Raw genomic sequence first — 22,808 nt, forward strand, 5'->3', positions numbered from 1 at the left:
AGCAATTCCCCGGCCCCGCCCGCGAGGGCCGGGCGGGGCCGGGGAATTGCTTCGCGGTCGGCGGCGGGGCGAGGCTGGTCGCCACCGGTTCCTCGACCAGCTCCGCCATGGTCGCCAGCGGTTCCGGCTCGGCCTCGATGGCGCGGCCCGGCATCGGTTCGGCGTCGCGCATGGCGATCCGCCACAGGCGCCGCTCGTCGGGCGTGGGCAGTCGTCTGCGGGTCATCGGCGCGGAACCTTCTGCGGCAAGGAAAAGGGCGGTGCCAACGGATAAAGCCCGTCGGCCCGCCCCTGTCAATGTGTGTTGCCGCGCTGCAAAGAAAAAGGGCGCGCGGGAAATGATGCCTGGGAAGCGATGTGCCGGCTTACGCTTGCGACCAGGCGGCGGCCGCCGCGATCTGCTCGTCGGTCGGACGCACGCCGGTGTACAGCACGAACTGTTCGAGCGCCTGCAGGGCGATCACTTCGGCGCCGGTGATCACCGGCTTGCCGGCCTCCCGCGCGGCGCGGATCAGCGGGGTTTCTGCCGGCATGGCGACGACGTCGAACACATGGGCCGCCGATGCGATCAGTGCCGGCTCGAAGGCGAGTGTGTCGGCCTCCGGTCCGCCGGCCATGCCGAGCGGCGTCACGTTGACCAGCAGCGATCCCTCGGCGATGCCCGTGCTGTCTGGCTGCCAGGGCAGGCTGTACTCTTCGGCGAGCCGGCGGCCGGTCGTCTCGTTGCGGGCGATCAGCGTGCCGTTGGTGAAGCCGGAATCGCGCAAGGCACACAGGACCGCGCGGGCCATGCCGCCGCTGCCGCGCAGCGCGAAGGGCAGGGCGGGCGAGACGTCGTGACGGTCCAGCAGCGTGCGGACCGCGAGATAGTCGGTGTTGTAGCCGCGCAGCCGGCTGCCGCCGTCTTCGGCGCTATCGTTGACGATGGTGTTGACCGACTGCAACCCCGCGGCCGACGGGTCCAGCTCGTCGAGGAAGGGGATGCAGGCTTCCTTGAAGGGCATCGACACGCCGCAGCCGCGGATGTTCAGCGCCCGGATGCCGGTGATGGCCCCCGGCAGATCCTTGGTGGTGAACGCCTTGTAGACGTAATTCAGCGAGAGGGCTTCATAGAGGTGATTGTGGAAGCGCGTGCCGATGTTGCTCGGGCGGCCCGAAAGCGAAATGCACAGGCGCGTGTCTCTGTCGATCTTGTGGGGCAACCAAGCCTCTCCTTGCCTCAGTCTGGTTCTGGACGTTGTCGGCCCGGCGGGTCAGCCGCCCGCCTTCAACGCGTCCAAACGTCCTTTCAGCAGAGTGTATTCCGGATCGCTCGGCTTGAACTGGGCGATCAGCTTACCCCAATGGGCGGCGGCCTCGTCCTTGCGGCCCGACATCATGGCGTCGAGGCCGAGCAGCCACAGCGCGTCCTTGTTGTCCGGCTCCGCCTTCAGCGCCAGCTGCAGGGCGGCGGTCGCCTCTTCCGGCAGGGGCTTCGGCGTCTCGTTGCGCGGCTGGGTCTGCAAGACGGCGTTGGCGTAGGCGATCTGCACGTCGGCGCGGTCCGGCGCCTGCTCGCGCGCCTTGCGGGCGGCGTCCAGCGCCTTGGCCGTGTCGCCCAGCACGCCATAGGAGCGGGCGAGCTTCAGCCAGCCATCGACGTCCGACGGATCGGCGTCCAGCTTGGCGGCGAGGTTGGCGACCATGCCGCGGATCATCTCGTCCTGACCCGCCGCGTTGCCTTGGGCGTTGCCCTGGGCGCTGGCCGCCCCATTGCCCTGCGCGTTCGGGGCCGCCTGCTGCCCCCCCGGCTGTCCTTGCGCCGCCTGTTCCTTCTGCTCCGGCGGCAGCGGCTGCGGCGTGACCTTGGCGGGGTCGAGGTTCAGCGCCACCGCGGCCTCGCGGATCTGGTCGCGCACCACCGGCACCCACGGCGCATCGGCGGGGGAGTCCGCCATCAGCGCGCTCCAGCGGTCCAGCGCCCCCTGCTGGTCGCCGGCCTGGAAACGGGCGAGGGCTGCGAAGAAGCGGGCGCGCGGGTCCTTGGGGTCCTTCGCCAGCACGGCGTCGAAGGCGGCCACCGCCTCCTCCGGCACCATGCCGTCGTTGGCGGACACCAGCGTCTCGGCGAACAGCCCCTGCACCTCGACATCGTCCCGGTTCAGGGCGACGGCATGGCGCAGCGCATCGGCGGCATCGCCGTTGCGGCCCATCTTGGCATAGGCCTGGCCCAGGATCAGCCAGCCCTGGATGTCGCTCGGATTCTCGGCCAGCTGGGCCTTCAGCTTGTCCATCGCCGCCAGCACGCTCTTCGGCGGGCCGCCGCGCTCCTGCTCGATGTTGCGCGAGGCCAGCGGCTGGGCCGGCAGATCCGGGCGGCCGACCGTGCCGTAGACGGCAAGCGCGCCGACCGGCAGCACCAGCGCCAGCAGCACGGCCAGAAGGCGGGCGCTGCGCGGGGTGACGGCTCCGTTGCCGCCGGTCGCCGCGGTCTTCTCGGCGGTTGCCAGCATGCGCCGGGCGATCTCCGCCCTGGCAGCTTCGGCCTGGGCGTCATTGATCAGGCCGCGCGCGCGGTCGCGCTCCAGCTCGTCCAGCTGGTCGCGGTAGACCTCGCGGTCGAACTCCTCCCTGTCCGGGCCGGAACCGGCGGTGCGCAGAAGCGGCGGCACGAGCAGCAGCAGCACGGCCGCGGTCAGGACGGCGGCGAAAATCCAGAACAGCATCAGTCGTCTTTCCGCAGCAGGGCGTCCAGCCGCCGCCGCTCATCCGTGCTCAGGGGCGCGGTGTCGGCGCCGGCGGCCACGCCGCGCCGCCCGCGCAGGAACAGGAAGGTGCCGGCCGCGCCCAGCAGCAGCACGGCGAAGGGACCGATCCACAGCACCAGCGTGGTCGCCTTGAAGGGCGGCCGCAGCAGCACATAGTCGCCATAGCGGTCGGTGACGTACTCCATCACCTTGTCGTCGCTGTCGCCGGCCTTCAGCCGGTCGCGCACCAGGAGGCGCAGGTCGCGGGCCAGCGGCGCGTTGCTGTCGTCGATGGACTGGTTCTGGCAGACGAGGCAGCGCAGCTCCTGGCTGATGGTACGGGCGCGGTTTTCCAGCGCCGGATCCGGCAGCACCTCGTCCGGCTGGACGGCCAGGGCAGGAGAGGACAGCGCGGACAGCGCCAGCAGGGCGGCGAGGAGGAGGCGTTTCATCAGCCCTGCCTCAGATGCTTGACCATCGGGAGGATCTGCTCCTCCACCACCTGCGGGGTCAGCGGGCCGACATGCTTGAAGCGGATGCGGCCCTTGCGGTCGATCAGGTAGCTCTCCGGCACGCCATAGACGCCCCAGTCGATCGACACCCGGCCATCCTGGTCGGCGCCGATGGCGGCATAGGGGTTGCCGTTGCGCGACAGCCAGGTCAACGCGTCCTCCGGCTTGTCCTTGTAGTTGATGCCGTAGACCGTCACCCCCTGTTCGCGCGACAGGCGGGTGATGACGGGGTGCTCCGCCTTGCAGGGGATGCACCAGGAGGCGAAGACGTTCACCAGCGTCACGTCGCCGGCCAGTCTGGCGGAGGACAGGCCGCCGCCCCCTGGCTGTCCCTGGGCCGGCTGGCCCTGCACCATCTGGCCCGGAATGGCGGGCAGGTCGAAGGTCGGGGCCGGCTTGTCGATCAGGGCCGACGGGATGTCGCGCGGGTCGCGCTCGAACCCCAGGTAGAAGGCGATGCCCACCCCGAGGAACAGCAGGAAGGGCAGCAGGTAGAGAAGGCGGCGCATCGTGTCTTTGTCCTCATTCGGCCGGCAGCGGAGCCGACTTGCCCCCGGTCTTTCCGGCCGTGCGGCGGCGTTCCGGCGCGCCGATGCGGAAGCGGCGGTCGGTCAGGCTGACCAGCCCGCCCAGCATCATGCCGACGCCGCCGATCCAGATCCACGGCACCAGCGGGTGGTGGTAGATGCGGACGATCCAGGCGGTGCCGTTCTGCGTCGGGTCGCCCAGCGCCACATACAGGTCGGAGAAGACCGTGGTGTGGATGGCCGATTCCGTGGTGGTCATGCGGGTGGTGCTGTAGCTGCGGCGTTCCGGCTCCAGCGTGGCGATGCGCTGGCCGTCCTTGGTGACGGTGAAGGTGCCGCGCTCCGCCTTGAAGTTCGGGCCGTCGACCAGCCCGACGCTGTCGAACTGGAACTCGTAGCCGGCGACGCTGGCCCGGTCGCCCGGCTTCATCGCCGTGATCGATTCCGTCTGCCACGCCGAGGTGCCGGTCATGCCGAGGATCGACAGGCCGACGCAGGCATGGGCGATGGTCATGCCCCAGGCGCTGCGCGGCAGATGCACGGCGCGGTTCCAGCTGTTCCTGAACGAGGTGCGGAACAGGGCGATGCGGTCGGCGAACTCCACCAGCGAGCCGACGAAGGCCCAGGCGGCAAGGCCGATGCCGACCAGCGCCAGCAGCGGACCGCTGCCCGCCTTGACATAGGCGGTGATGGCGACGGCGGCCACGACGGCGACGCCGGCCACCCACAGCCGCGTCAGTGCGGCTCCCAGATCCGCCCGCTTCCACGACAGATAGGGGCCGACGACCATGGCGATCACCATCGGGATGGCGACCGGCACGAAGGTGGCGTTGAAGAAGGGGGCGCCGACCGACACCTTGCCCAGCTTCATGATGTCCAGGAACAGCGGATAGAGCGTGCCGATGAACACCGTCGCCGTCGCGGTCGACAGCAGCAGATTGTTCAGCACCAGCGCCCCTTCGCGGCTGATCGGCGCGAACAGCCCGCCCGCCTTCAGTGTCGGCGCCCGCAGGCTGTAGAGCAGCAGCGAGCCGCCGGTGGCGATCGCCAGCAGCACCAGGATGAAGATGCCGCGCTTGGGATCGACGGCGAATGCATGGACCGAGGTCAGGATGCCGGAGCGCACCAGGAAGGTGCCCATCAGCGACAGCGAGAAGGTGACGATGGCGAGCAGGATGGTCCAGCTCTTCAGCGCGTCACGCTTCTCCACCACGATGGCGGAATGCAGCAGCGCCGTGCCGGCCAGCCAGGGCATGAAGGAGGCGTTCTCCACCGGGTCCCAGTACCACCAGCCGCCCCAGCCCAGCTCGTAATAGGCCCACCAGGAGCCCATGGCGATGCCCATGGTCAGGGTCGACCACGCCGCCAGCGTCCAGGGCCGCACCCAGCGCGCCCAGGCGGGATCGACACGCCCCTCGATGAGTGCCGCGACGGCGAAGGAGAAGGCCATCGAGAAGCCGACATAGCCCGCATAGAGGAAGGGCGGGTGGAAGGCGAGGCCGGGGTCCTGCAGCAGCGGGTTCAAATCGTTGCCGTCGATGGGCGCCGGAATCACGCGGATGAAGGGGTTGGAGGTGATCAGGATGAACAGCAGGAAGCCGACCCCGATCAGCCCCTGGACCGCCAGCACGCGTGCCTTCAGCGTCGGCGGCAGATTGCGCCCGAACACGGCGACGGCGGCGCCGAAGATCGTCAGCATGACGATCCACAGCATCATCGAGCCCTCATGGTTGCCCCAGACGCCCGACACCTTGTAGAGCATCGGCTTGGCCGAGTGGCTGTTCTGCACCACGTTCAGCACGCTGAAATCGGACACCACATGCGCCCAGGTCAGCGCGGCGTAGGACAGCAGCACCAGCAGCATCTGGGCGATGGCCGCGGGCACCGCGACGTTCATCCAGGCGCCGTTGCGGGTGGCGGCGCCGACCAGCGGCGGCACCGACTGCACCAGCGCCACGAACAGCGCCAGCACCAGCGCGTAATGGCCGAGTTCGGGGATCACGGGCCCGCTACTCCTTCTTCGCGGTCTTCGTCGCGGATTCGGCAGGGTTCTTGTAGACGCCGGCCTGCTTCAAGGCCTCCGACACCTCGGGCGGCATGTAGTTCTCGTCATGCTTGGCGAGCACCTCGCGCGCGACGAAGACGCCGCCGGTCATCCGGCCCTCCGCCACCACCCCCTGGCCCTCGCGGAAGAGGTCGGGCAGCTGGCCGCGGTAGCGGACGTCCACGGTGTGGGCGGTGTCGGTGACGCGGAAGGCGGTGGTGACGCCGTCCGGCTGCTTCTGGACGCTGCCTTCCTCGACCAGCCCGCCCAGGCGGAAATTGCGGTCGCCGACCTGCTGCGTCTGCAGCTGGCTCGGGCTGTAGAAGAAGACGATGTTGTCCTGGAAGGCGGTCAGCGCCAGGGCGGTCGCCGAACCCAGCCCGAGAAGGGCGAGGCCCAGCATGTAGAGGCGGCGTTTCTTGCGGGTCATCCTTCGCTCGCTTCCGCCGGCGTTCCGGCGCTCTGTTCGGCCGCTTTCCGACCGCTGTTGCGGGTGCGGCGGCGGGGGGGCCGGGCGCTTTCCAGCGCCTTCAGCGTCGCCTCGGCGTTGCGCAGCCCCTTCCAGGTGGCGACCAGCAGCCCCAGCAGGACGATGGTGGCGATGCCGTAGGCCGGCCAGACATAGGCGGCATACCCGCCCATATGGAGAAATTCGGTCATCGTCCTTACCCCCGCATCCCGTCCGTCACGCCGCCCTCGCCGGCAACTCCATCGGCAGGCCCGCCGGCAACCGCCAGCCGCAGCGTCTGGATCTTGCGCTGGGCGATCTCGGTGCGCACGCGCAGCAGGACGACCGCCAGGAAATAGGCGGTGAAGGCGCCGGCCATCACCAGCAGCGGCGTCAGCATGCTGGGGTCGATGCTGGGACCGCCCATGCGGACGACACTGGCCGGTTGGTGCAGCGTGTTCCACCAGTCGACCGAGAACTTGATGATCGGCACGTTGACGATGCCGACCAGCAGCAGGACGTTGCCGGCCTTCATGCCGCGCTGCGGATCGTCGAAGGCGTTCACCAGGGCCATGTAGCCGAGATAGAGGAAGAACAGGATCAGCACGCTGGTCAGCCGGGCGTCCCACACCCACCAGGTTCCCCACATGGGCGCTCCCCACAGCGACCCGGTCACCAGGCAGACGAAGGTGAAGCCGGCGCCGATGGGGGCGGCGGCCTTGGCGAACAAATCGGCCAGCGGATGCTTCCACACCAGCCCGCAGGCCGCGGCGATGGCCATGTTGGTGTAGACGAACAGGCTCATCCAGGCGGCGGGGACATGGATGTACATGATCCGCACCGTCTCGCCCTGCTGATAGTCGGGCGGCGAGCCGAACAGACTGAACCACAGGCCGAGGATCGTCAGGATCACGGTCGCCCCGGCGCACCAGGGCAGCAGCAGGGCCGACAGGCGCAGGAAGCGGGCGGGGTTGGCGAAGCGATGCATGGAACGATGGCCCCGGTACGGATGACCTTGGTCAGGCTTGCGGACGATATAAGCGCATGTATGGCGGACTGCGAGGGGTTTCGCCTTGATCTCGGTCAGGCGGACCCGCCATTCGTTCGTACTCTGACACCAAGGTATGAGGCGGCCCGGACCTCCGGCGGCGCCTGACTTCCCTGGTGTGGGACGCCGGAGGCGGGGCGTTTCATCCCCCGCGCCCCGGTGATTTTTTCCCGGTCAGGCCGCCATCGGGTTCCGCGCCGCCGCCCGCATCTCCCCGGCGATCAGGTCGAAGTCGCGCAGGCTGACCGGCAGCAGGCCGAAGCGGAAGGGATAGCCCCAGTTCCGCACCCCGGCGGTCAGCTCCAGCCGGTCCAGCAGCGGCTGGATCGGCGCCTCCTCCGCCGGCCACCAGGACACGTCGCGGCGGAAGGGAATGAAGCCGCCGCCCATGTCGAACCGGTAGGGCTCGCCCGGCAGGATCGTGCCGATGGCGGTGAAGGATTTCAGCCCGTCCGCCGCCCCGAACCTGTCGGTGGGGGAGTAGTACGCCACCCGGTCGCCCGCCTGGATCCGCCGCAGCGGGGCCGCCTTGCCGTGGCAGACCTGCATGAAGCCGCCGGCCCGTCCGCGCCGGACATGCTCGGCGCTGGCCACGGCGATCCAGGCACCGGTGTATGTGCCGCCGCTCACGACCGCACCTGCACCGTCTGAGCTTCCTCCTGATTGGGTGCGAACACGCGCAGGCGATGGCCGTCCGGGTCCTGTGCAACGAAGGTATGACCGAAATCCATCGCGGTCGGCGGTTGCAGGATGGTCAGGCCGCGGGCGCTCCAGTCCGCGTGCAGGTCGCGCACGGCGGCCTCGTCGGCGACGGTGAAGGCGATCTCCCCGCCGCCGGGCGCAGTCGCTGCCGGCTCCACCGTGTGGCGCGACCACAGGCCCAGCATCAGCCCATTGCCTGCCTTGAACATGGCGAAGGTGGGCGAGGATTCGACCGGCTTGCGGCCCAGCAGGTCGGCATAGAAGGCGGCGCTGGCGGCCGGGCTGTCGACATAAAGCAGGACGAAATCGAGGGCGAGGGCGGCGGTCATGGTCGGCTCCGGTCTTGAAGGATTGGGGTGGGGCGTTTTGTTGAGCGCCCTCACCGGCAAAGCCAAGACTAGGCCGGCATGCTGACAGTTTCCGTCAGCATGGTGTCAGCCCCAATCATCCCTTTTGCGGGATGCCTTCCGCCGCGCGCCATTCTTTCAGCATCGCCTGCCGGCGGCGGGGATATCGGTCCTCGCTGGTGGTCAGCGCCAGGATGCGGTCGGTGCGGAAATGGCGGAAGGACTGGCGCAGCTCGCACCACGCCACCATCACCCGCACCCGGTCGAAGAAGCCGAGCGCGAAGGGCCAGACGACACGCCGGCTTTCCGACCCGTCGCGGTCGCGATAGGCGATCTCCAGCTTGCGCTCCCCGCGGATCGCGCCGCGGATGGTCGCCAGCTCGGCATCTCCCGCCGAAACATCGTTATCGCCTCCGGCGATGGGCTCGCCCGGCCCGACCAGCAGGGCGGAGCCGTCCAGCCCCTCGCGCTTGTCCGGCGGCAGCACCGCCGCGATCTTGGCGAGCGCGTTGCGTGCCGCCCCGCCCAGCCGGCTGTCGCCGCGCTCCACCACCCAGCGCGACCCCAGCACCAGCGCCTCGACCTCCTCCTCGGTGAACATCAGCGGCGGCAGCAGGAAGCCGGCGCGCAGCAGATAGCCGACCCCGGGCTCGCCCTCGATCATCGCGCCCTGCGCCTGGAGCGTGGCGATGTCGCGGTAGAGCGTGCGCAGGCTGACCCCCAGCTCGCCGGCAAGCGACTTGCCGCTGACCGGCTGGCGATGCCGCCGCAGAACCTGCATCAGATCGAGGAGACGTTCGGCGCGGGACATGGGCACTGCGGAAAAGGGAAGGGCGCCCATAATGAACAGGGGCGCTCCCCGATGGGAAGCGCCCCTGTTCATGGCAGGTCCCGCCGGGCGGTTGCCCGGCGTTCCCGAACCTTACCGACGGATCACTCCGCCTTCTTGGTCAGGTCCTCGCCAGTGGCCTGGTCGACCTGCTTCATCGACAGCTTGACCTTGCCGCGGTCGTCGAAGCCGATGACCTTGACCTTCACCGAGTCACCCTGCGACACGACGTCCGACACCTTGCCGACGCGCTGCTGCGCCAGTTCGGAGATGTGGACGAGGCCGTCGCGCGAACCCAGGAAGTTCACGAAGGCGCCGAAATCGACGACCTTCACCACCTTGCCGGTGTAGACGACGTTCATCTCCGGCTCGGCGACGATGCCCTTGATCCACTCGATGGCGGCGTCCGACTTCTTCTGGTCGACGGCCGAGACCTTGACGGTGCCGTCGTCCTCGATGTCGATCTTGGCGCCGGTCTGCTCGACGATCTCGCGGATCACCTTGCCGCCGGAGCCGATCACGTCGCGGATCTTCTCCTTCGGAATGTTGATCACGGTGATGCGCGGGGCGTTCTCGTTGACGCCTTCGCGGGCGCCGGTCAGCGCCTTCGACATCTCGCCGAGGATGTGCAGGCGGCCGTCCTTGGCCTGGCCCAGCGCGATCTTCATGATCTCCTCGGTGATCGAGGTGATCTTGATGTCCATCTGCAGCGCGGTGACGCCGACTTCCGTCCCGGCGACCTTGAAGTCCATGTCGCCCAGATGGTCTTCGTCACCCAGGATGTCCGACAGGACGGCGAAGCCGTGGTCTTCCTTGATCAGGCCCATGGCGATGCCGGCGACCGGACGGATCAGCGGCGCGCCGGCGTCCATCAGCGACAGCGAGGTGCCGCAGACGGTGGCCATCGAGGACGAACCGTTGGACTCGGTGACTTCCGACACGACGCGCAGCGTGTAGGGGAAGTCTTCCTTCTTCGGCAGCAGCGGGTGGATGGCGCGCCACGCCAGCTTGCCGTGGCCGATCTCGCGGCGGCCCGGGCTGCCCATGCGGCCGGCTTCACCCACCGAGTACGGGGGGAAGTTGTAGTGCAGCATGAAGTGCTCGCGGTACTCGCCCTCGAGCGCGTCGATGATCTGCTCGTCCTGGCTGGTGCCCAGCGTGGTCACCACCAGCGCCTGGGTCTCGCCGCGGGTGAACAGGGCCGAGCCGTGGGCGCGCGGCAGAACGCCGACTTCCGACACGATCGGGCGCACGGTCTTGGTGTCGCGGCCGTCGATGCGGCGGCCGGTCTTGAGCACGGCGCCGCGCAGGATGTCGGCTTCCAGCTCCTTGAACTCGAACCCGATGGACTGGGCGTCGAATTCCTCGGCCAGCGTCTCGAGCGCCTTCGCCTTGGCGGCGCCGACCTTCTCGTAGCGGCTCTGCTTCACCGTCTCAGTGTAGGCGGCCTCGACGGCGGCGCCGACGGTCTCGCGCAGGCGGGCCTTCAGGGCCTTGCGGTCATAGGCCGGCTCCGGCAGGTCCCACGGCTCCTTGGCCGCTTCCTCGGCCAGGTCGATGATCAGGTTGATCACCGGCTGGAAGTTGGTGTGGCCGAACATGACGGCGCCCAGCATGACCTCCTCGGTCAGCTCCTTGGCTTCCGATTCGACCATCAGCACGCCTTCGGTGGTGCCGGCGACGACCAGATCCAGATCGCTGTCGCCGACCTCGTCCCGGGTCGGGTTCAGGATGTACTGGCCGTTCTTGTAGCCGACGCGGGCGGCGGCGATCGGACCCAGGAACGGGATGCCGGAGATCGTCAGCGCGGCCGAGGCGCCGACCATCGCGACGATGTCCGGATCGTTCTCCAGATCGTGGCTCAGCACGGTGCAGACGACCTGCGTCTCGTTGCGGAAGCCATCGGCGAACAGCGGACGGATCGGGCGGTCGATCAGGCGGCTGACCAGCGTTTCCTTCTCGGTCGGACGGCCTTCGCGCTTGAAGAAGCCGCCGGGGATCTTGCCGGCCGCGAACGCCTTTTCCTGGTAATTGACGGTCAGCGGGAAGAAATCGACGCCCGGCTTCGGCGCCTTGGCGGCGACGGCGGTGCACAGGACGGTGGTGTCACCATAGGTGACCAGAACCGCGCCGTTGGCCTGGCGGGCGATCTTGCCCGTTTCCAGGACCAGCTTGCGGCCGCCCCACTCGATTTCCTTACGATGAACAGTGAACATGGATTCTTTCCTTCCATCCGACACCCTGCAACGGCCGGATTGCCGCCCAAGGCCGGGGCCATCGGTCGTAGGACCCCGCGAGAAAACTGAAGTGACGGTGTTCGACAACAGCACCAAACGAATCGAGATAGAAGTGGCGTGAATGCAAAAAAGGCCGGTCCCCGAATGATCGGGCCGGCCTGTCCATCACGAAACGCTCAAGATCCAGTTTCTATTGCCAATAACCAATGAGGTGTTCCGGAACGGTACAGGTGAACGAGAAGTTCGGCATCTGACGTCGTTGTTCCCGCCGCTTTCCGGGGGAAGCCCCCGGCCGGTGGCCGGCCGGGGGAACCCGTACCCGTCGGCGGGACGGCGCAGCCGTTAGCGGCGCAGGCCCAGACGCTCGATCAGAGCGGCGTAGCGCGACTGATCCTTCTTCTTCAGGTAGTCGAGCAGACGGCGGCGCTGACCGACCATCACCAGCAGACCACGGCGGGAGTGGAAGTCCTTCTTGTGGCCCTTCAGGTGATCCGTCAGGTTGCTGATGCGCTCCGTCAGGATCGACACCTGGACCTCGGGCGAACCGGTGTCGTTGGTGCCGCGGGAAAATTCCTTGATCAGCTCTTGCTTGCGCTCGGGCGTAATCGACATCGGGGTCTCCTAAATCACGTGAGGTTGAGCACGCGCACCGGACGGACCTCCGCCCCCTCGACACGGGCCAACGCCACCGGCGTTCCGCCGAAAAGCGCAATGACGGTGCCATCCCCACCGTCAGCACCCTGAAGCGCCATCAGGCGTTCACGATCCTGCCGGGTGAGGAGAGCGACCGTCTGGCCGTGCCTCAGTCGGTGCGCTTCCGCTTCCGTCAGGGCCAGCGCCGGGATGTCGTCCAGCGCGGTCTCGATCGGCAACAGAAGTCTTTCGACGGCCGCACCTTGCTCCATGGCGGCCAGTTCGTCCAGGGAAATCGCCCGGTCCAGCGTGAAGGAGCCGACACGCAGGCGGCGCAGAAGCCCGACATGGCCGACCGTGCCGAGCGCCTCCGACAGGTCGCGGGCCAGCGAACGGACATAGGTGCCCTTGCCGCAATCGACCTCGAACACCGCATGGTCGGCGTCCGGCTCCTCGACCAGCTCGAAGCGGTCGATGCGGACGGTGCGGGCGGCCAGATCGACCGCATCGCCTTCGCGCGCGATGTCGTAGGCGCGCTCGCCGTCGATCTTGATGGCGCAGAACTGCGGCGGGACCTGCTGGATCTCGCCCAGGAAGGCGGGCAGGGCGGCGCGGATCGCCTCGGTCGCCGGACGGTGGTCGGAGCGGGCGATCACCTCGCCCTCGCGGTCGTCGGTGCTGGTGCGCTCGCCCCAGCGGATGGAGAAACGGTAGGTCTTGGCACCGTCCATGGCGTAGGAGACGGTCTTGGTCGCTTCGCCCAGCGCGATCGGCAGGATGCCGGTCGCCAGCGGGTCCAGCGTGCCGCCATGCCCGGCCTTCTCGGCGTTCAGCAGGCGGCGCACCTTCGACAGCGCCTGGGTGGAGGTCATGCCTTCCGGCTTGTCCAGCACCACCCAGCCATGGATCGGCGTGCCCTTGCGCTTACGAGCCACGACGGCCGCCCTTTTCCCCGCTCTTGTCCTCGTCGTCGAGCATGGCGCGGTCGTCTTCGTCGTCCTCGTCCGCCGCGTCGGGATCCTCGTCCTCGCCGTCCTCATCCTCGTCCCAGGAATCGTCCTCATCCTCGTCATGGTCGTCGTCGCCATTGACGCGGCCCAGCGGATGGCCGCTCAGGTCGCGGGCGACCTCCGGGCTGTGCAGGATGCTGTCGATGCGGTGGGCGTAGTCGAAGGAGGTGTCGCCCTCGAAGCTCAGCGTCGGGGCGTGGCGCAGGTTGACCATGCGGGCGACCTGCCCGCGCAGGAAGGCGGCGGCCCGCTTCAGCGCGACCTGGGCCTCCTCCATCCGCTCACCGCCCAGCGTCGAATAGAAGACGGTGGCGTTGGACAGGTCGGGGCTGATCCGCACCTCGGTGACCGTGACGTTCAGCGAGGCCAGTTCCGGATCGTGGAAGTCCCCGCGGCGGAACAGGTCGGCAAGGGCGTGGCGCACCTCCTCGCCGACGCGCAGTTGCCGTTGGGACGGGGGCTTGCCGGCGATGAACGCGCCGCGCTTCTTGCTGGCCATGGTACGTGTCTTTCGTCGATGTCTGGCGCCCGCGGCGGCCTGACCGGTGTCAGGACCAGAGAACGGGCACGTCGTAAAGTCTGATGGTTCGGTCGGCGCTGACCAGCGTCAGGCCATCGGCCTGGGCCTGGGCGATCAGCATCCGGTCGAAGGGGTCGCCGTGATGCCGGGGCAGATTGTCCAGCCGGTCGATGTGACGGACGTCGATGGGATGGATCGTCAGACCGTTTTCGACCAGAAGGCGATGGAACCCGGTGGGCAAGGTCAGCTTTCCGAGGCCGGCCTTGATGGTGAGTTCCCAGAGCGACGCGATGCTCGCCAGCACGGTGTTGGAACCGTCGGCGATCACGGTCCGGACGGCGGAACCGAGCTTCGGGTCATCGGTCGCCAGCCACAGCAGCACATGACTGTCGAGCAGCAGCCTCACCCCGGCATCCCTTTCCACTGGTCCGGCCACTCCTCGTCCGGAGCGAGACCGTAGAAGCTCTTCAGCAGGTCGTCGGGAAGCGGAGCGTCGAAATCGTCGGCGATCCGGATTTGTCCCTTGGCGAAGCCGAACCGCACCGGCCGCTTGCCGGACGGCGTCGGCGCGGACGCCCCGTCTTCCGTGACGACGTCTTCCGCGACTGGCACCAGCTTAACCGCAGGCTTCCCATCGCGAAGAATGACGATCTCCTCGCCATTCTCCACCCGGTCGATCAGTTCGGCCATATGCCCGTCGGCTTCGGATAGCGGAACGCGATCCATAGCGTCACCTCCAGGTTGGCGTCACCCCTACCCTTGTCCGGAAAACATCCGAAAAAACGAACCGCCCGGCCCCGTCCGGTAAAACACCGGAAGGGGCCGGGCGGACCGTCGGTCTCAAAGCTCGCGAGCGATTTCGTCGATCTCGAAGGCTTCGATCTGATCGCCGGCCTGGATGTTGTCGTAGTTCTCGAAGGCCATGCCGCACTCGTAACCCTCGCGCACTTCCTTGACTTCGTCCTTGAAGCGCTTGAGCGTCTTGAGCGTGCCTTCGTGAATGACGACGTTGTCGCGCAGCAGGCGGACGCCGGCGCCGCGCTTGACGGTGCCCTGCGTGACCATACAACCGGCGACCTTGCCGACCTTCGTGATGTTGAACACCTCGCGGATGGTCGCGTAGCCGATGAAGCGTTCCCGCAGCGTCGGAGACAGGAGACCGGTCAGCGCCGCCTTCACGTCGTCGATCACGTTGTAGATGATCGAGTAGTAGCGGATTTCGACGCCGTCGCGCTTGGCGAGGTCGCGGGCCTGCGGGTTGGCGCGGACGTTGAAGCCGATGATCATCGCGTTGGACGCATTGGCCAGCGTGATGTCGGACTCGTTGATCGCACCGACCGAGTTGTGCAGGACGCGGACCTTGACCTCGGTGTTCTCGGCCGTGAGCTTCTCCAGCGAGCTGGCGATGGCTTCGATCGAGCCCTGCACGTCGCCCTTGATGACGACCGGCAGTTCCTTGGCCTCGCCGGCCTGGATGCGGCTGAACATGTCCTGCAGCGAACCGCGGGCCGAGGCCGCCACCGCCGCTTCGCGCTTCTTGCGCTGGCGGAACTCGGCGATCTCGCGGGCACGGGCCTCGGACTCGACGACGGAGAAGTCGTCGCCGGCCATCGGCGTGCCGTTCAGGCCCAGAACCTCGACCGGGACGGCCGGGGCCGCCTCGTTGACGTTCTGGCCGCGGTCGTTGATCAGGGCGCGGACGCGGCCCCACTCGGCACCGGTGACGAACACGTCGCCGACCTTCAGCGTGCCGCGCTGGACCAGCACGGTGGCGACCGAACCGCGGCCACGCTCCAGCTTCGCCTCGATGACAACGCCTTCGGCGGCACGTTCGGCGTTTGCCCGCAGCTCCAGGATTTCGGCCTGGAGCAGGATGGCCTCTTCCAGCTTGTGCAGGTTGAGCTTGGCCTTGGCCGACACTTCGACGTCGAGCACGTCGCCGCCCATCTCCTCGACCACCAGCTCGTGCTGGAGCAGTTCCTGGCGGACACGCTCCGGCTTGGCATCGGGCAGGTCGCACTTGTTGATGGCGACGATGATCGGAACCTTGGCCGCCTTGGCGTGGCGGATGGCCTCGATCGTCTGCGGCATGACGCCGTCGTTGGCGGCGACAACCAGCACGACCACGTCGGTGACGTTGGCGCCGCGGGCACGCATCTCGGTGAAGGCGGCGTGACCCGGCGTGTCGATGAAGGTGATCTTCGCACCCGACTCCAGCTGCACCTGATAGGCGCCGATGTGCTGGGTGATGCCGCCGGCCTCGCCCGACACCACGTCGGTCTGGCGCAGCGCGTCGAGCAGCGAGGTCTTGCCGTGGTCGACGTGGCCCATGATGGTGACGACCGGGGGACGCGGGGCCAGGACGGCACCCTCTTCCTCGGTGGCACGCAGGCCGATCTCGACGTCGGACTCCGACACGCGGCGGACGCGGTGGCCGAACTCGGTGATCAGCAGCTCGGCGGTGTCGGCGTCGATGGTCTGGTTGATGGTCGCCATCACGCCCATGCGCATCAGCGCCTTGATGACGTCGGCGCCACGCTCGGCCATGCGGTTGGCCAGCTCCTGGACGGTGATGACCTCCGGCAGGACGACGTCGCGGGTGACCTTGGCGGTCTCCTGGCGGCTCATCTGGCGCAGGCGTTCACGCTCGCGGGCACGGCGGACGGCGGCCAGCGACCGGGTGCGGTCGCTGCCGTCGTCGCTGAGCGCCTGCGAGACGGTCAGCTTGGTGCCCTTGCGGCGGTCGGCGCCGGCGGGAGCCTTGGCGGCCGGACGGGCCGGCGCGGCCTTGGCCGGGGCGCCACCGCGACCACCCTTGCGGCGGTTGTCGTCCTCTTCCTCGGCGCGGGCCGGCGGGGCGCCGACGCCCGGCAGGGTGCGGCCGGGAGCGGCGTCGGCGGCGGGACGGGCGGCGGCACCGCCGGGGCGCTGGTCGGCACCCGGACGGGCACCGGCCGGACGCGCACCGTCACGGGGGGCCGCACCGTCGCGGCCGCCATCGCGGCCACCGTCGCGGCGCGGAGCCGGCTCGGCATCGCGGCGCTTGGCGTCCTCGGCTTCCTTGCGCTTGGCCTCTTCCTCCTTGCGGCGGCGTTCGGCCTCGGCGGCGATCTTGCGATCCTCCTCCTGGATGGCGCGCATCTCGTCCAGCTCGCGCTGGCGCAAGGTCTCGGCATCCAGGATGATCGGCGGCATTTCCGGCGCGGCCGGCGCCGGAGCGTCGGACGGGGCGGCGGCCGGAGCAGCGGCTTCGGAGGGGGCGGCCGGAGCGGCAGCCTCATCCTCGGCGGCCTGGGCGGCACGGGCGGCGGCCTCGGCGGCGCGGGCTTCGGCGCGGGCCGCGTCTTCCTCGGCGTCGATCCGGCGCTGCTCTTCGAACGCGGCGGCGCCACGAAGCGCACGCAGGCGGGATTCCAGCTCCTCGCGGGTCAGTTGGCGCCCGGCAGGGGCACCGCCACCACGGGGACGCTGGCCCTGTGCGCCGCGCATGGGCAGGCCCTGGGCAGCTTGACGCGCAGCGGCGCCGCCGTCGGCAACGCCGGGCACGGCGCCCTTTTCAACATGACGCTTGCGCTTGACCTCTACGGTCACCGCTTTTGACCGGCCATGGGAGAAGCTCTGCCGGACCTGGGTCTCGACCGGCTTCTTCGACTCCAGCTTTCCTTTGCTGGCGCCGGTTAGGTGCAAGACTTTCTTCTGGTCCTGGTCGTTGCTGTCGGTCATCGGTTCCCGAATGGTCAGACGTTACATCGCAGGCCGGCCGGCCGTATCGCCGACTCCCAAGCCCTTATCAGATTCCCGGTGCGCGTCCCGGTCCCCTTCGGGACCTGTCGAGCCCAGCTGCCCCTGGGGACCTTTCAGCCCCCTCAGGCGTGCCGCATCGCGGGCCAGCCCTGCGGCCAGCCTGCCCCGCGCCACCACGGCGTGCACCGCGTGATCGCGTCCCAGCGCCGCGGCCAAGGCCGGGGACTGGAAGAGGTCGATCACCGGCAGCGACGGCGCGAGCGCCGTCACCTTGCCGCGCTGGTCCAGCGAGCCGTCCGCGGCTTCGACCAGCAGGGCCGGCGGGGGACCCGCACGGCCGACCTGGTTGGCCCTCAACGCCTCGCGCACCTTCTCGTATCCCGCCAGAACGTGGCCGGCACGGCGGGCGAGGCCCAACGCGTGCAGACAGCGCCGCTCCAGCAGCCGTTCCAGCCTCTCGGCCAGATCGGGCGGTACTTTCACCGCCCGGCGGGCCGCTTTGGCGAAAACGGATTTACCCATGGCTTTCGCCAGGGCATCCCGGTCGGCCGTGACCCAAAGGCCGCGGCCGGGCAGACGTTCCTCCAGGTCCGGAACCACCTCGCCGTCGGGGCCGATCACGAAGCGGATCATGCTCTCCTTCGGCCCCACCGTGCCCGACACGATGCAGCGGCGCAGAGGCCCCTTCTCGTCGTCGGCCGGCAGGCGGTCCGTACCGGCACCGTCGTCCTGTGCCAAATCCTGTTCCGGCACCGCATCCGCGGCGGCGGTCGGTGTCCGTTCGTCGTTCCGTTCGGTCATCCGATCGTCATCCGCTCGCGCGGTCCCGAATAATCGTTCCTCTCGGGCGCAGTTCCAACCGGCATTGCTGCCGGTCAGGCCTGCGCGCCCTGGCCATCGGCAGTGCCGTCAGCCGAACCGCCGGCGGCCGGAGCCGCGGCGGCGCCGTCCTCGCCCTCGCCCTCGCCCTCGAACCAGTGGGCGCGCGCGGCCATGATGATCGCGTTCGCCTCCTCTTCCGAGGGGGCGTCCTTGGCGCCGTCCTTGCTCAGGATCTCGACCAGCTCGTCGCCGGCCAGGTCGGCCAGGTCGTCCAGCGTCTTGACGCCGTTCTCGCCCAGCTTCACCAGCTGGACGGCGCTGAAGCCGGTCAGCTCGGCGACGATGTCCTCGACGCCCAGCTCCAGCCGGCGCTCGTTGGCCTGCTCGTCCTGCACTTCCAGGAAGGCCAGGGCGCGCTGCTTCAGCTCGTCGGCGACCGACTCGTCGAACCCTTCGATCTCGGCCAGCTCCTCGGTCTCGACATAGGCGATCTCCTCGACCGAGGTGAAGCCTTCGGCGACCAGCAGGTGGGCGATCACGTCATCGACGTCCAGCGCCTGCATGAACAGGGCGGAGCGGTTGTGGATTTCCTCCGACCGGCGCTCCGACTCTTCCTGTTCGGTCAGGATGTCGATGTCCCAGCCGGTCAGCATCGAGGCGAGTCGCACATTCTGCCCGCGGCGGCCGATCGCCAGCGACAGCTGGTCGTCGGGCACCACCACCTCGATGCGGTGGTTGTCGTCGTCGAGCACGACCTTGGCGACCTCGGCCGGGGCGAGCGCGTTGACGACGAAGGTCGGCGCCTCGCCGTTCCACGGGATGATGTCGATCTTCTCGCCCTGCAGCTCGCCGACGACCGCCTGGACGCGGCTGCCGCGCATGCCGACGCAGGCGCCGACCGGGTCGATGGAGCTGTCATGGCTCAGCACCGCGATCTTGGCGCGCGAACCCGGGTCACGGGCGACCGCCTTGATCTCGATGATGCCGTCGTAGATTTCCGGCACTTCCTGGGCGAACAGCTTCGCCATGAACATCGGGTGCGTGCGCGACAGGAAGATCTGCGGCCCGCGCGGTTCCTCGCGGACGTCGAAGATGTAGGCGCGCACGCGGTCGCCGTTCTTGAAATGCTCGCGCGGCAGCAGCTCGTCGCGTCGCAGGATCGCTTCGGCGCGGCCCAGGTCGACGGTGACGTTGCCGTATTCGACGCGCTTGACCAGACCGTTGACGATCTCGCCGTTGCGGTCCTTGTACTCGTTGAACTGGCGCTTGCGCTCGGCGTCGCGCACCTTCTGCACGATCACCTGCTTGGCGGTCTGGGCGGCGATGCGGCCGAAATCGATCGGCGGCAGCGGGTCGACCAGGAAATCGCCGAGCTTGGCACCGGCCTTGCGCTTCTGGGCGTAGGGCAGGGTGACCTGCGTCGCCTCGTTCTCCACCGTCTCGACCACTTCGAGGTGGCGGGTCAGATGGATGTCGCCGGTCTTGCGGTCGATGCGGGCGCGGATGTCGTGCTCATGGCCGTACTTGGAGCGGCCGGCCTTCTGAATCGCCTGCTCCATCGCCTCCAGGACTTCGTCCCGGTCGATGTTCTTTTCGCGGGCGACCGCGTCAGCGACTTGCAGCAGTTCCATCCGTTACACTTCCTGAATCGGTCTTGTGTGATGCCGGTCTTGCGTGATGTCCGGTCGGGTCGGCGGGGCGAAGGGCAACCTGGGGCGGGGTCCTGGCGGCTTTTGTCCTGGCGGACTTGGCCGTCAGTGCTCCAGGCCCTCCTGCTGCTCCTGGCTGGCACGGATCAGCTCGTCCGTCAGCACCAGCTTGGCGCGCAGGATGTTGTCGAACTCCAGCCGGGCGGGTCCCTGTTCGGTGTCGACGCACACGAGGCCGTCCTCGACGCCCTTCAGCATGCCTTTGAAACGCTTGCGGCCGTCGATGGCCATGCGGCTTTCCAGCCGGGCTTCGAAGCCGGCGAAGCGCGCGAAATCCTTGAGCCGGGTCAGCGGCCGGTCGATGCCGGGCGAGCTGACTTCCAGCGTGTAGGCCTCGCGGATCGGGTCTTCCACGTCCAGCAGGGCGGAGACGGAGCGGCTGATGTCGGCGCAATCCTCGACAGTCATGGGCGCGCCGTCGGCGCGCTCCGCCATGATCTGGAGAATCGACCGTTGGCCGCCGGAGATCTGAACGCGCACGACCTCATAGCCCATGGCTTCGACCGACGGCGTGATGATCTGTTCGATGCGACCTGTAGCGTCCATTCCACCTAACCCAAAGCCTGCGGCCGGGATCGAACCGGACGAGGTTTCCACAACAGAAGGTTCAACAAGCGCGTGTTTCCACACGCTCATAAAAAAATAAGTGGGCAAAAGCCCACCCGCAAAGCGTCTCGCCGGCCCGGTTGCCCGGGCCGCCGATCCGTATGGGTTCTCAGAGGCTGAATATAGTCATTCCGGCCGATGCCGCAAGCCTTTTCGGGACCGATCGTCGTGGCGGCCCGGAATCTCAAGCGGAACGGGTATGCGTCACCCCCGCGGGCGGCGGACGAACCGCAGGAAGACCGGCTTGCGCCCGGCGGCGATGGCCTTTTCCTCATAGCGCGTCGCCGGCCAGTCGTCGGGGCGGATGCGCCAGTCGGACGGGCGGCGCGCCGTCCATTCGAAATCGGGATGCTTGACCGTATGTTCAAGCATCCAGCGCACCAGACCCATGTCGTCGCTGGCCAGCCGCAGCTCGGCCCCGTCCTTCAGCACGCGGGCCAGCCGCGGCAGGTTCTCCGGCCCGATGAAGCGGCGGTCGGCATGGCGCTTCTTCGGCCAGGGGTCGGCGAACAGCACGAAGGCGCGGCCGATGGAGGCGTCGGGCAGGGCGTCCAGCAGCGGCCGGGCATCGTCGGGATGGATGCGCACGTTGCCGAGATCGTCGTCGTCGATCATCCCCAAGAGGCCGGCGATGCCGTTGAGGAAGGGTTCGGCGCCGACGATGCCGACATCCGGGTTGTGCCTGGCCTGCCAGGCGAGGTGATGCCCCATGCCGAAGCCGACCTCCAGCCAGACCTCGCGCTTCGGCGTGTCGAACAGGCTGGCCGGGTCCAGGCTGTCGCCGGATTTCGGCGTCGGGATCTGGAGCTGCGGCAGCAGATCCTCGATCAGGCTTGTCCGGCGCTTGCGCAGGGGGCGGCCCTTGCGCCGGCCGAACAGCCGGTTTCCGGTTTCGCTCTGCGGAGCGTCGTCAGTCGGTCGGTCGGTTTTGCTGTCGGTCATGGCGGCTGATGCGGTTCGAAGAGCAGGGGCGGCGGGAAAGGGGCTTGTACAAAAAGCGGGCTTGTACAAAAAGACAGCGGAGGCCGTTTCCAGCCTCCGCCGCCTTTTTCATATCTGGTGATCCGCCGGTCGGGGCGGTCAGAAGGCGCCGCGCAGAGCCTCGACCAGATCGGTCTTCTCCCACGAGAAGCCGCCGTCCACCTCGGGCTCGCGGCCGAAATGGCCGTAGGCGGCGGTGCGGGCGTAGATCGGCTTGTTCAGGCCCAGATGCGTGCGGATGCCGCGCGGGGACAGGTCGACCAGCTGCTGGAGGATGTCGGACAGCCGGTCCTCGTCGACATTGCCGGTGCCGTGGGTGTCGACATAGACCGACAGCGGCTTCGACACGCCGATGGCGTAGGAGACCTGGATCGTGCACTTGTCCGCCAGTTCCGCCGCGACGACGTTCTTGGCGAGGTAGCGGGCGGCGTAGGCGGCCGAGCGGTCGACCTTGGTCGGATCCTTGCCGGAGAAGGCGCCGCCGCCGTGCGGGGCCGCACCGCCGTAGGTGTCGACGATGATCTTGCGGCCGGTCAGGCCGGCGTCACCGTCCGGGCCGCCGATGACGAACCGGCCGGTCGGGTTGACGTACAGGTTCTTCGCCTCGCACATCCAGCCTTCCGGCAGGCAGTTGACGATGTGCGGCATGACGATCTCGCGCACCGCATCCTGGTCCAGCCCCTCGGCATGCTGGGTCGACAGCACGATGGCGGTGGCGCGGGTCGGGCGGCCGTCGATGTACTGCAGGGTGACCTGGCTCTTGGCGTCCGGGCCCAGCTGCGGGGCGGCGCCGGAATGGCGCGCCTCGGCCAGCGACTTCAGGATGGCGTGGCTGTAGTAGATCGGCGCCGGCATCAGGGCCGGGGTCTCGCGGCAGGCATAGCCGAACATGATGCCCTGGTCGCCGGCACCCTCGTCCTTGTTGCCCGCGGCGTCGACGCCGACGGCGATGTCGGCGGACTGGGAATGGACGAAGCACTTGACGTCCATCTTCTCCCAGTGGAAGCCGTCCTGCTCGTAGCCGATGTCCTTCACCGCGGCACGGGCGGCTGCGACCAGCTGGTCGGCCTCGATGCTGGCGGGGCCGCGAACCTCGCCGGCCAGTACCACCTGGTTGGTGGTCGCCAGCGTCTCCACGGCCACGCGGGCCTGCGGATCGTGCGAGAGGTAGAGATCGACGATGGCGTCGGAAATGCGGTCGCAGACCTTGTCGGGATGACCCTCCGACACGGACTCGCTGGTGAAGACGTAGTTCAACTTTGCCACGGGAAACCTCGGCATTCGGCGGCACGCTATTTCATGAGCCGAAACGGCAGACCGGTACAGCGGCCGCAGACACCGATCCAAATCCGGTTTTGACAAG

23 protein-coding genes and 1 pseudogene are annotated in these 22,808 nt (G+C 68.4%); all 24 read right to left on the minus strand.

Annotated elements, in window-relative coordinates; translation table 11 throughout:
• A pseudogene (locus tag GBZ48_RS12730) lies at positions 1-226 on the minus strand (Smr/MutS family protein); the annotation flags it as partial.
• 139 nt (positions 227-365) lie between these two features.
• Positions 366-1,202 (minus strand): shikimate 5-dehydrogenase, encoded by an 837-nt coding sequence (locus GBZ48_RS12735; protein WP_174471403.1) that lies wholly within the window; start codon positions 1,200-1,202, stop codon positions 366-368.
• Positions 1,203-1,253: 51 nt separating this feature from the next.
• On the minus strand, positions 1,254-2,705 hold the full coding sequence (gene ccmI / locus GBZ48_RS12740; protein ID WP_174471404.1) for a c-type cytochrome biogenesis protein CcmI: 1,452 nt from the start codon (positions 2,703-2,705) through the stop codon (positions 1,254-1,256).
• The gene (locus GBZ48_RS12745) at positions 2,705-3,178 is read right to left on the minus strand and encodes a cytochrome c-type biogenesis protein (protein WP_174471405.1); all 474 of its coding nucleotides are present in this window, start codon (positions 3,176-3,178) and stop codon (positions 2,705-2,707) included. Before GBZ48_RS12745 ends, ccmI begins: the two co-directional genes overlap by 1 nt.
• Positions 3,178-3,747 (minus strand): DsbE family thiol:disulfide interchange protein, encoded by a 570-nt coding sequence (locus tag GBZ48_RS12750; protein WP_174471406.1) that lies wholly within the window; start codon positions 3,745-3,747, stop codon positions 3,178-3,180. The genes GBZ48_RS12745 and GBZ48_RS12750 overlap by 1 nt, the downstream gene beginning before the upstream one ends.
• A 13-nt stretch (positions 3,748-3,760) precedes the next feature.
• Complete coding sequence (locus GBZ48_RS12755; RefSeq protein ID WP_174471407.1) at positions 3,761-5,767, minus strand: heme lyase CcmF/NrfE family subunit; 2,007 nt, start codon at positions 5,765-5,767, stop codon at positions 3,761-3,763.
• A gap of 7 nt (positions 5,768-5,774) precedes the next feature.
• A complete protein-coding gene (gene ccmE, locus GBZ48_RS12760) occupies positions 5,775-6,239 on the minus strand; it encodes a cytochrome c maturation protein CcmE (RefSeq protein ID WP_098740916.1) in 465 nt (154 codons plus the stop codon).
• Complete coding sequence (gene ccmD / locus GBZ48_RS12765) at positions 6,236-6,469, minus strand: heme exporter protein CcmD (protein WP_174471408.1); 234 nt, start codon at positions 6,467-6,469, stop codon at positions 6,236-6,238. Before ccmD ends, ccmE begins: the two co-directional genes overlap by 4 nt.
• Before the next feature lie 5 nt (positions 6,470-6,474).
• Positions 6,475-7,245 carry a heme ABC transporter permease gene (locus tag GBZ48_RS12770; RefSeq protein ID WP_174471409.1) on the minus strand — a complete coding sequence of 257 codons (771 nt, stop codon included), beginning with the start codon at positions 7,243-7,245 and terminating at the stop codon, positions 6,475-6,477.
• Positions 7,246-7,479: 234 nt separating this feature from the next.
• A complete protein-coding gene (locus GBZ48_RS12775; protein WP_174471410.1) occupies positions 7,480-7,935 on the minus strand; it encodes an EVE domain-containing protein in 456 nt (151 codons plus the stop codon).
• Positions 7,932-8,336 (minus strand): VOC family protein, encoded by a 405-nt coding sequence (locus tag GBZ48_RS12780; RefSeq protein ID WP_174471411.1) that lies wholly within the window; start codon positions 8,334-8,336, stop codon positions 7,932-7,934. The genes GBZ48_RS12775 and GBZ48_RS12780 overlap by 4 nt, the downstream gene beginning before the upstream one ends.
• Before the next feature lie 115 nt (positions 8,337-8,451).
• On the minus strand, positions 8,452-9,165 hold the full coding sequence (locus GBZ48_RS12785) for a helix-turn-helix transcriptional regulator (protein ID WP_174471412.1): 714 nt from the start codon (positions 9,163-9,165) through the stop codon (positions 8,452-8,454).
• 122 nt (positions 9,166-9,287) lie between these two features.
• Complete coding sequence (gene pnp / locus GBZ48_RS12790) at positions 9,288-11,399, minus strand: polyribonucleotide nucleotidyltransferase (RefSeq protein WP_174471413.1); 2,112 nt, start codon at positions 11,397-11,399, stop codon at positions 9,288-9,290.
• 363 nt (positions 11,400-11,762) lie between these two features.
• Entirely contained in the window at positions 11,763-12,032 is a 270-nt protein-coding gene (rpsO, locus tag GBZ48_RS12795) for a 30S ribosomal protein S15 (protein ID WP_063635662.1), read from the minus strand.
• A gap of 14 nt (positions 12,033-12,046) precedes the next feature.
• Positions 12,047-12,988 (minus strand): tRNA pseudouridine(55) synthase TruB, encoded by a 942-nt coding sequence (truB, locus tag GBZ48_RS12800; RefSeq protein ID WP_174471414.1) that lies wholly within the window; start codon positions 12,986-12,988, stop codon positions 12,047-12,049.
• Positions 12,978-13,562, minus strand: a complete 585-nt coding sequence (rbfA, locus tag GBZ48_RS12805) for a 30S ribosome-binding factor RbfA (protein WP_174471415.1) — start codon at positions 13,560-13,562, stop codon at positions 12,978-12,980. Before rbfA ends, truB begins: the two co-directional genes overlap by 11 nt.
• Before the next feature lie 49 nt (positions 13,563-13,611).
• Complete coding sequence (locus GBZ48_RS12810) at positions 13,612-14,007, minus strand: type II toxin-antitoxin system VapC family toxin (protein ID WP_209798235.1); 396 nt, start codon at positions 14,005-14,007, stop codon at positions 13,612-13,614.
• A complete protein-coding gene (locus GBZ48_RS12815; protein ID WP_174471416.1) occupies positions 13,986-14,309 on the minus strand; it encodes a type II toxin-antitoxin system Phd/YefM family antitoxin in 324 nt (107 codons plus the stop codon). Before GBZ48_RS12815 ends, GBZ48_RS12810 begins: the two co-directional genes overlap by 22 nt.
• Before the next feature lie 114 nt (positions 14,310-14,423).
• On the minus strand, positions 14,424-17,306 hold the full coding sequence (gene infB / locus GBZ48_RS12820; RefSeq protein ID WP_174471417.1) for a translation initiation factor IF-2: 2,883 nt from the start codon (positions 17,304-17,306) through the stop codon (positions 14,424-14,426).
• 21 nt (positions 17,307-17,327) lie between these two features.
• Positions 17,328-18,128, minus strand: a complete 801-nt coding sequence (locus tag GBZ48_RS12825) for an RNA-binding protein (protein WP_174471418.1) — start codon at positions 18,126-18,128, stop codon at positions 17,328-17,330.
• A 74-nt stretch (positions 18,129-18,202) separates the two neighbouring features.
• Entirely contained in the window at positions 18,203-19,780 is a 1,578-nt protein-coding gene (nusA, locus tag GBZ48_RS12830) for a transcription termination factor NusA (protein WP_174471419.1), read from the minus strand.
• Positions 19,781-19,903: 123 nt separating this feature from the next.
• Positions 19,904-20,404, minus strand: coding sequence for a ribosome maturation factor RimP (gene rimP / locus GBZ48_RS12835; protein WP_174471420.1), 501 nt, complete (start codon positions 20,402-20,404; stop codon positions 19,904-19,906).
• Between the two features lie 264 nt (positions 20,405-20,668).
• On the minus strand, positions 20,669-21,406 hold the full coding sequence (gene trmB, locus GBZ48_RS12840; protein ID WP_174471421.1) for a tRNA (guanine(46)-N(7))-methyltransferase TrmB: 738 nt from the start codon (positions 21,404-21,406) through the stop codon (positions 20,669-20,671).
• Between the two features lie 138 nt (positions 21,407-21,544).
• A complete protein-coding gene (gene metK, locus GBZ48_RS12845; RefSeq protein WP_211105731.1) occupies positions 21,545-22,726 on the minus strand; it encodes a methionine adenosyltransferase in 1,182 nt (393 codons plus the stop codon).
• Between the last annotated feature and the right edge of the window lie 82 nt (positions 22,727-22,808).

Source organism: Azospirillum melinis (assembly GCF_013340935.1).
In the GTDB taxonomy this organism is placed as follows: Bacteria; Pseudomonadota; Alphaproteobacteria; order Azospirillales; family Azospirillaceae; genus Azospirillum; species Azospirillum melinis.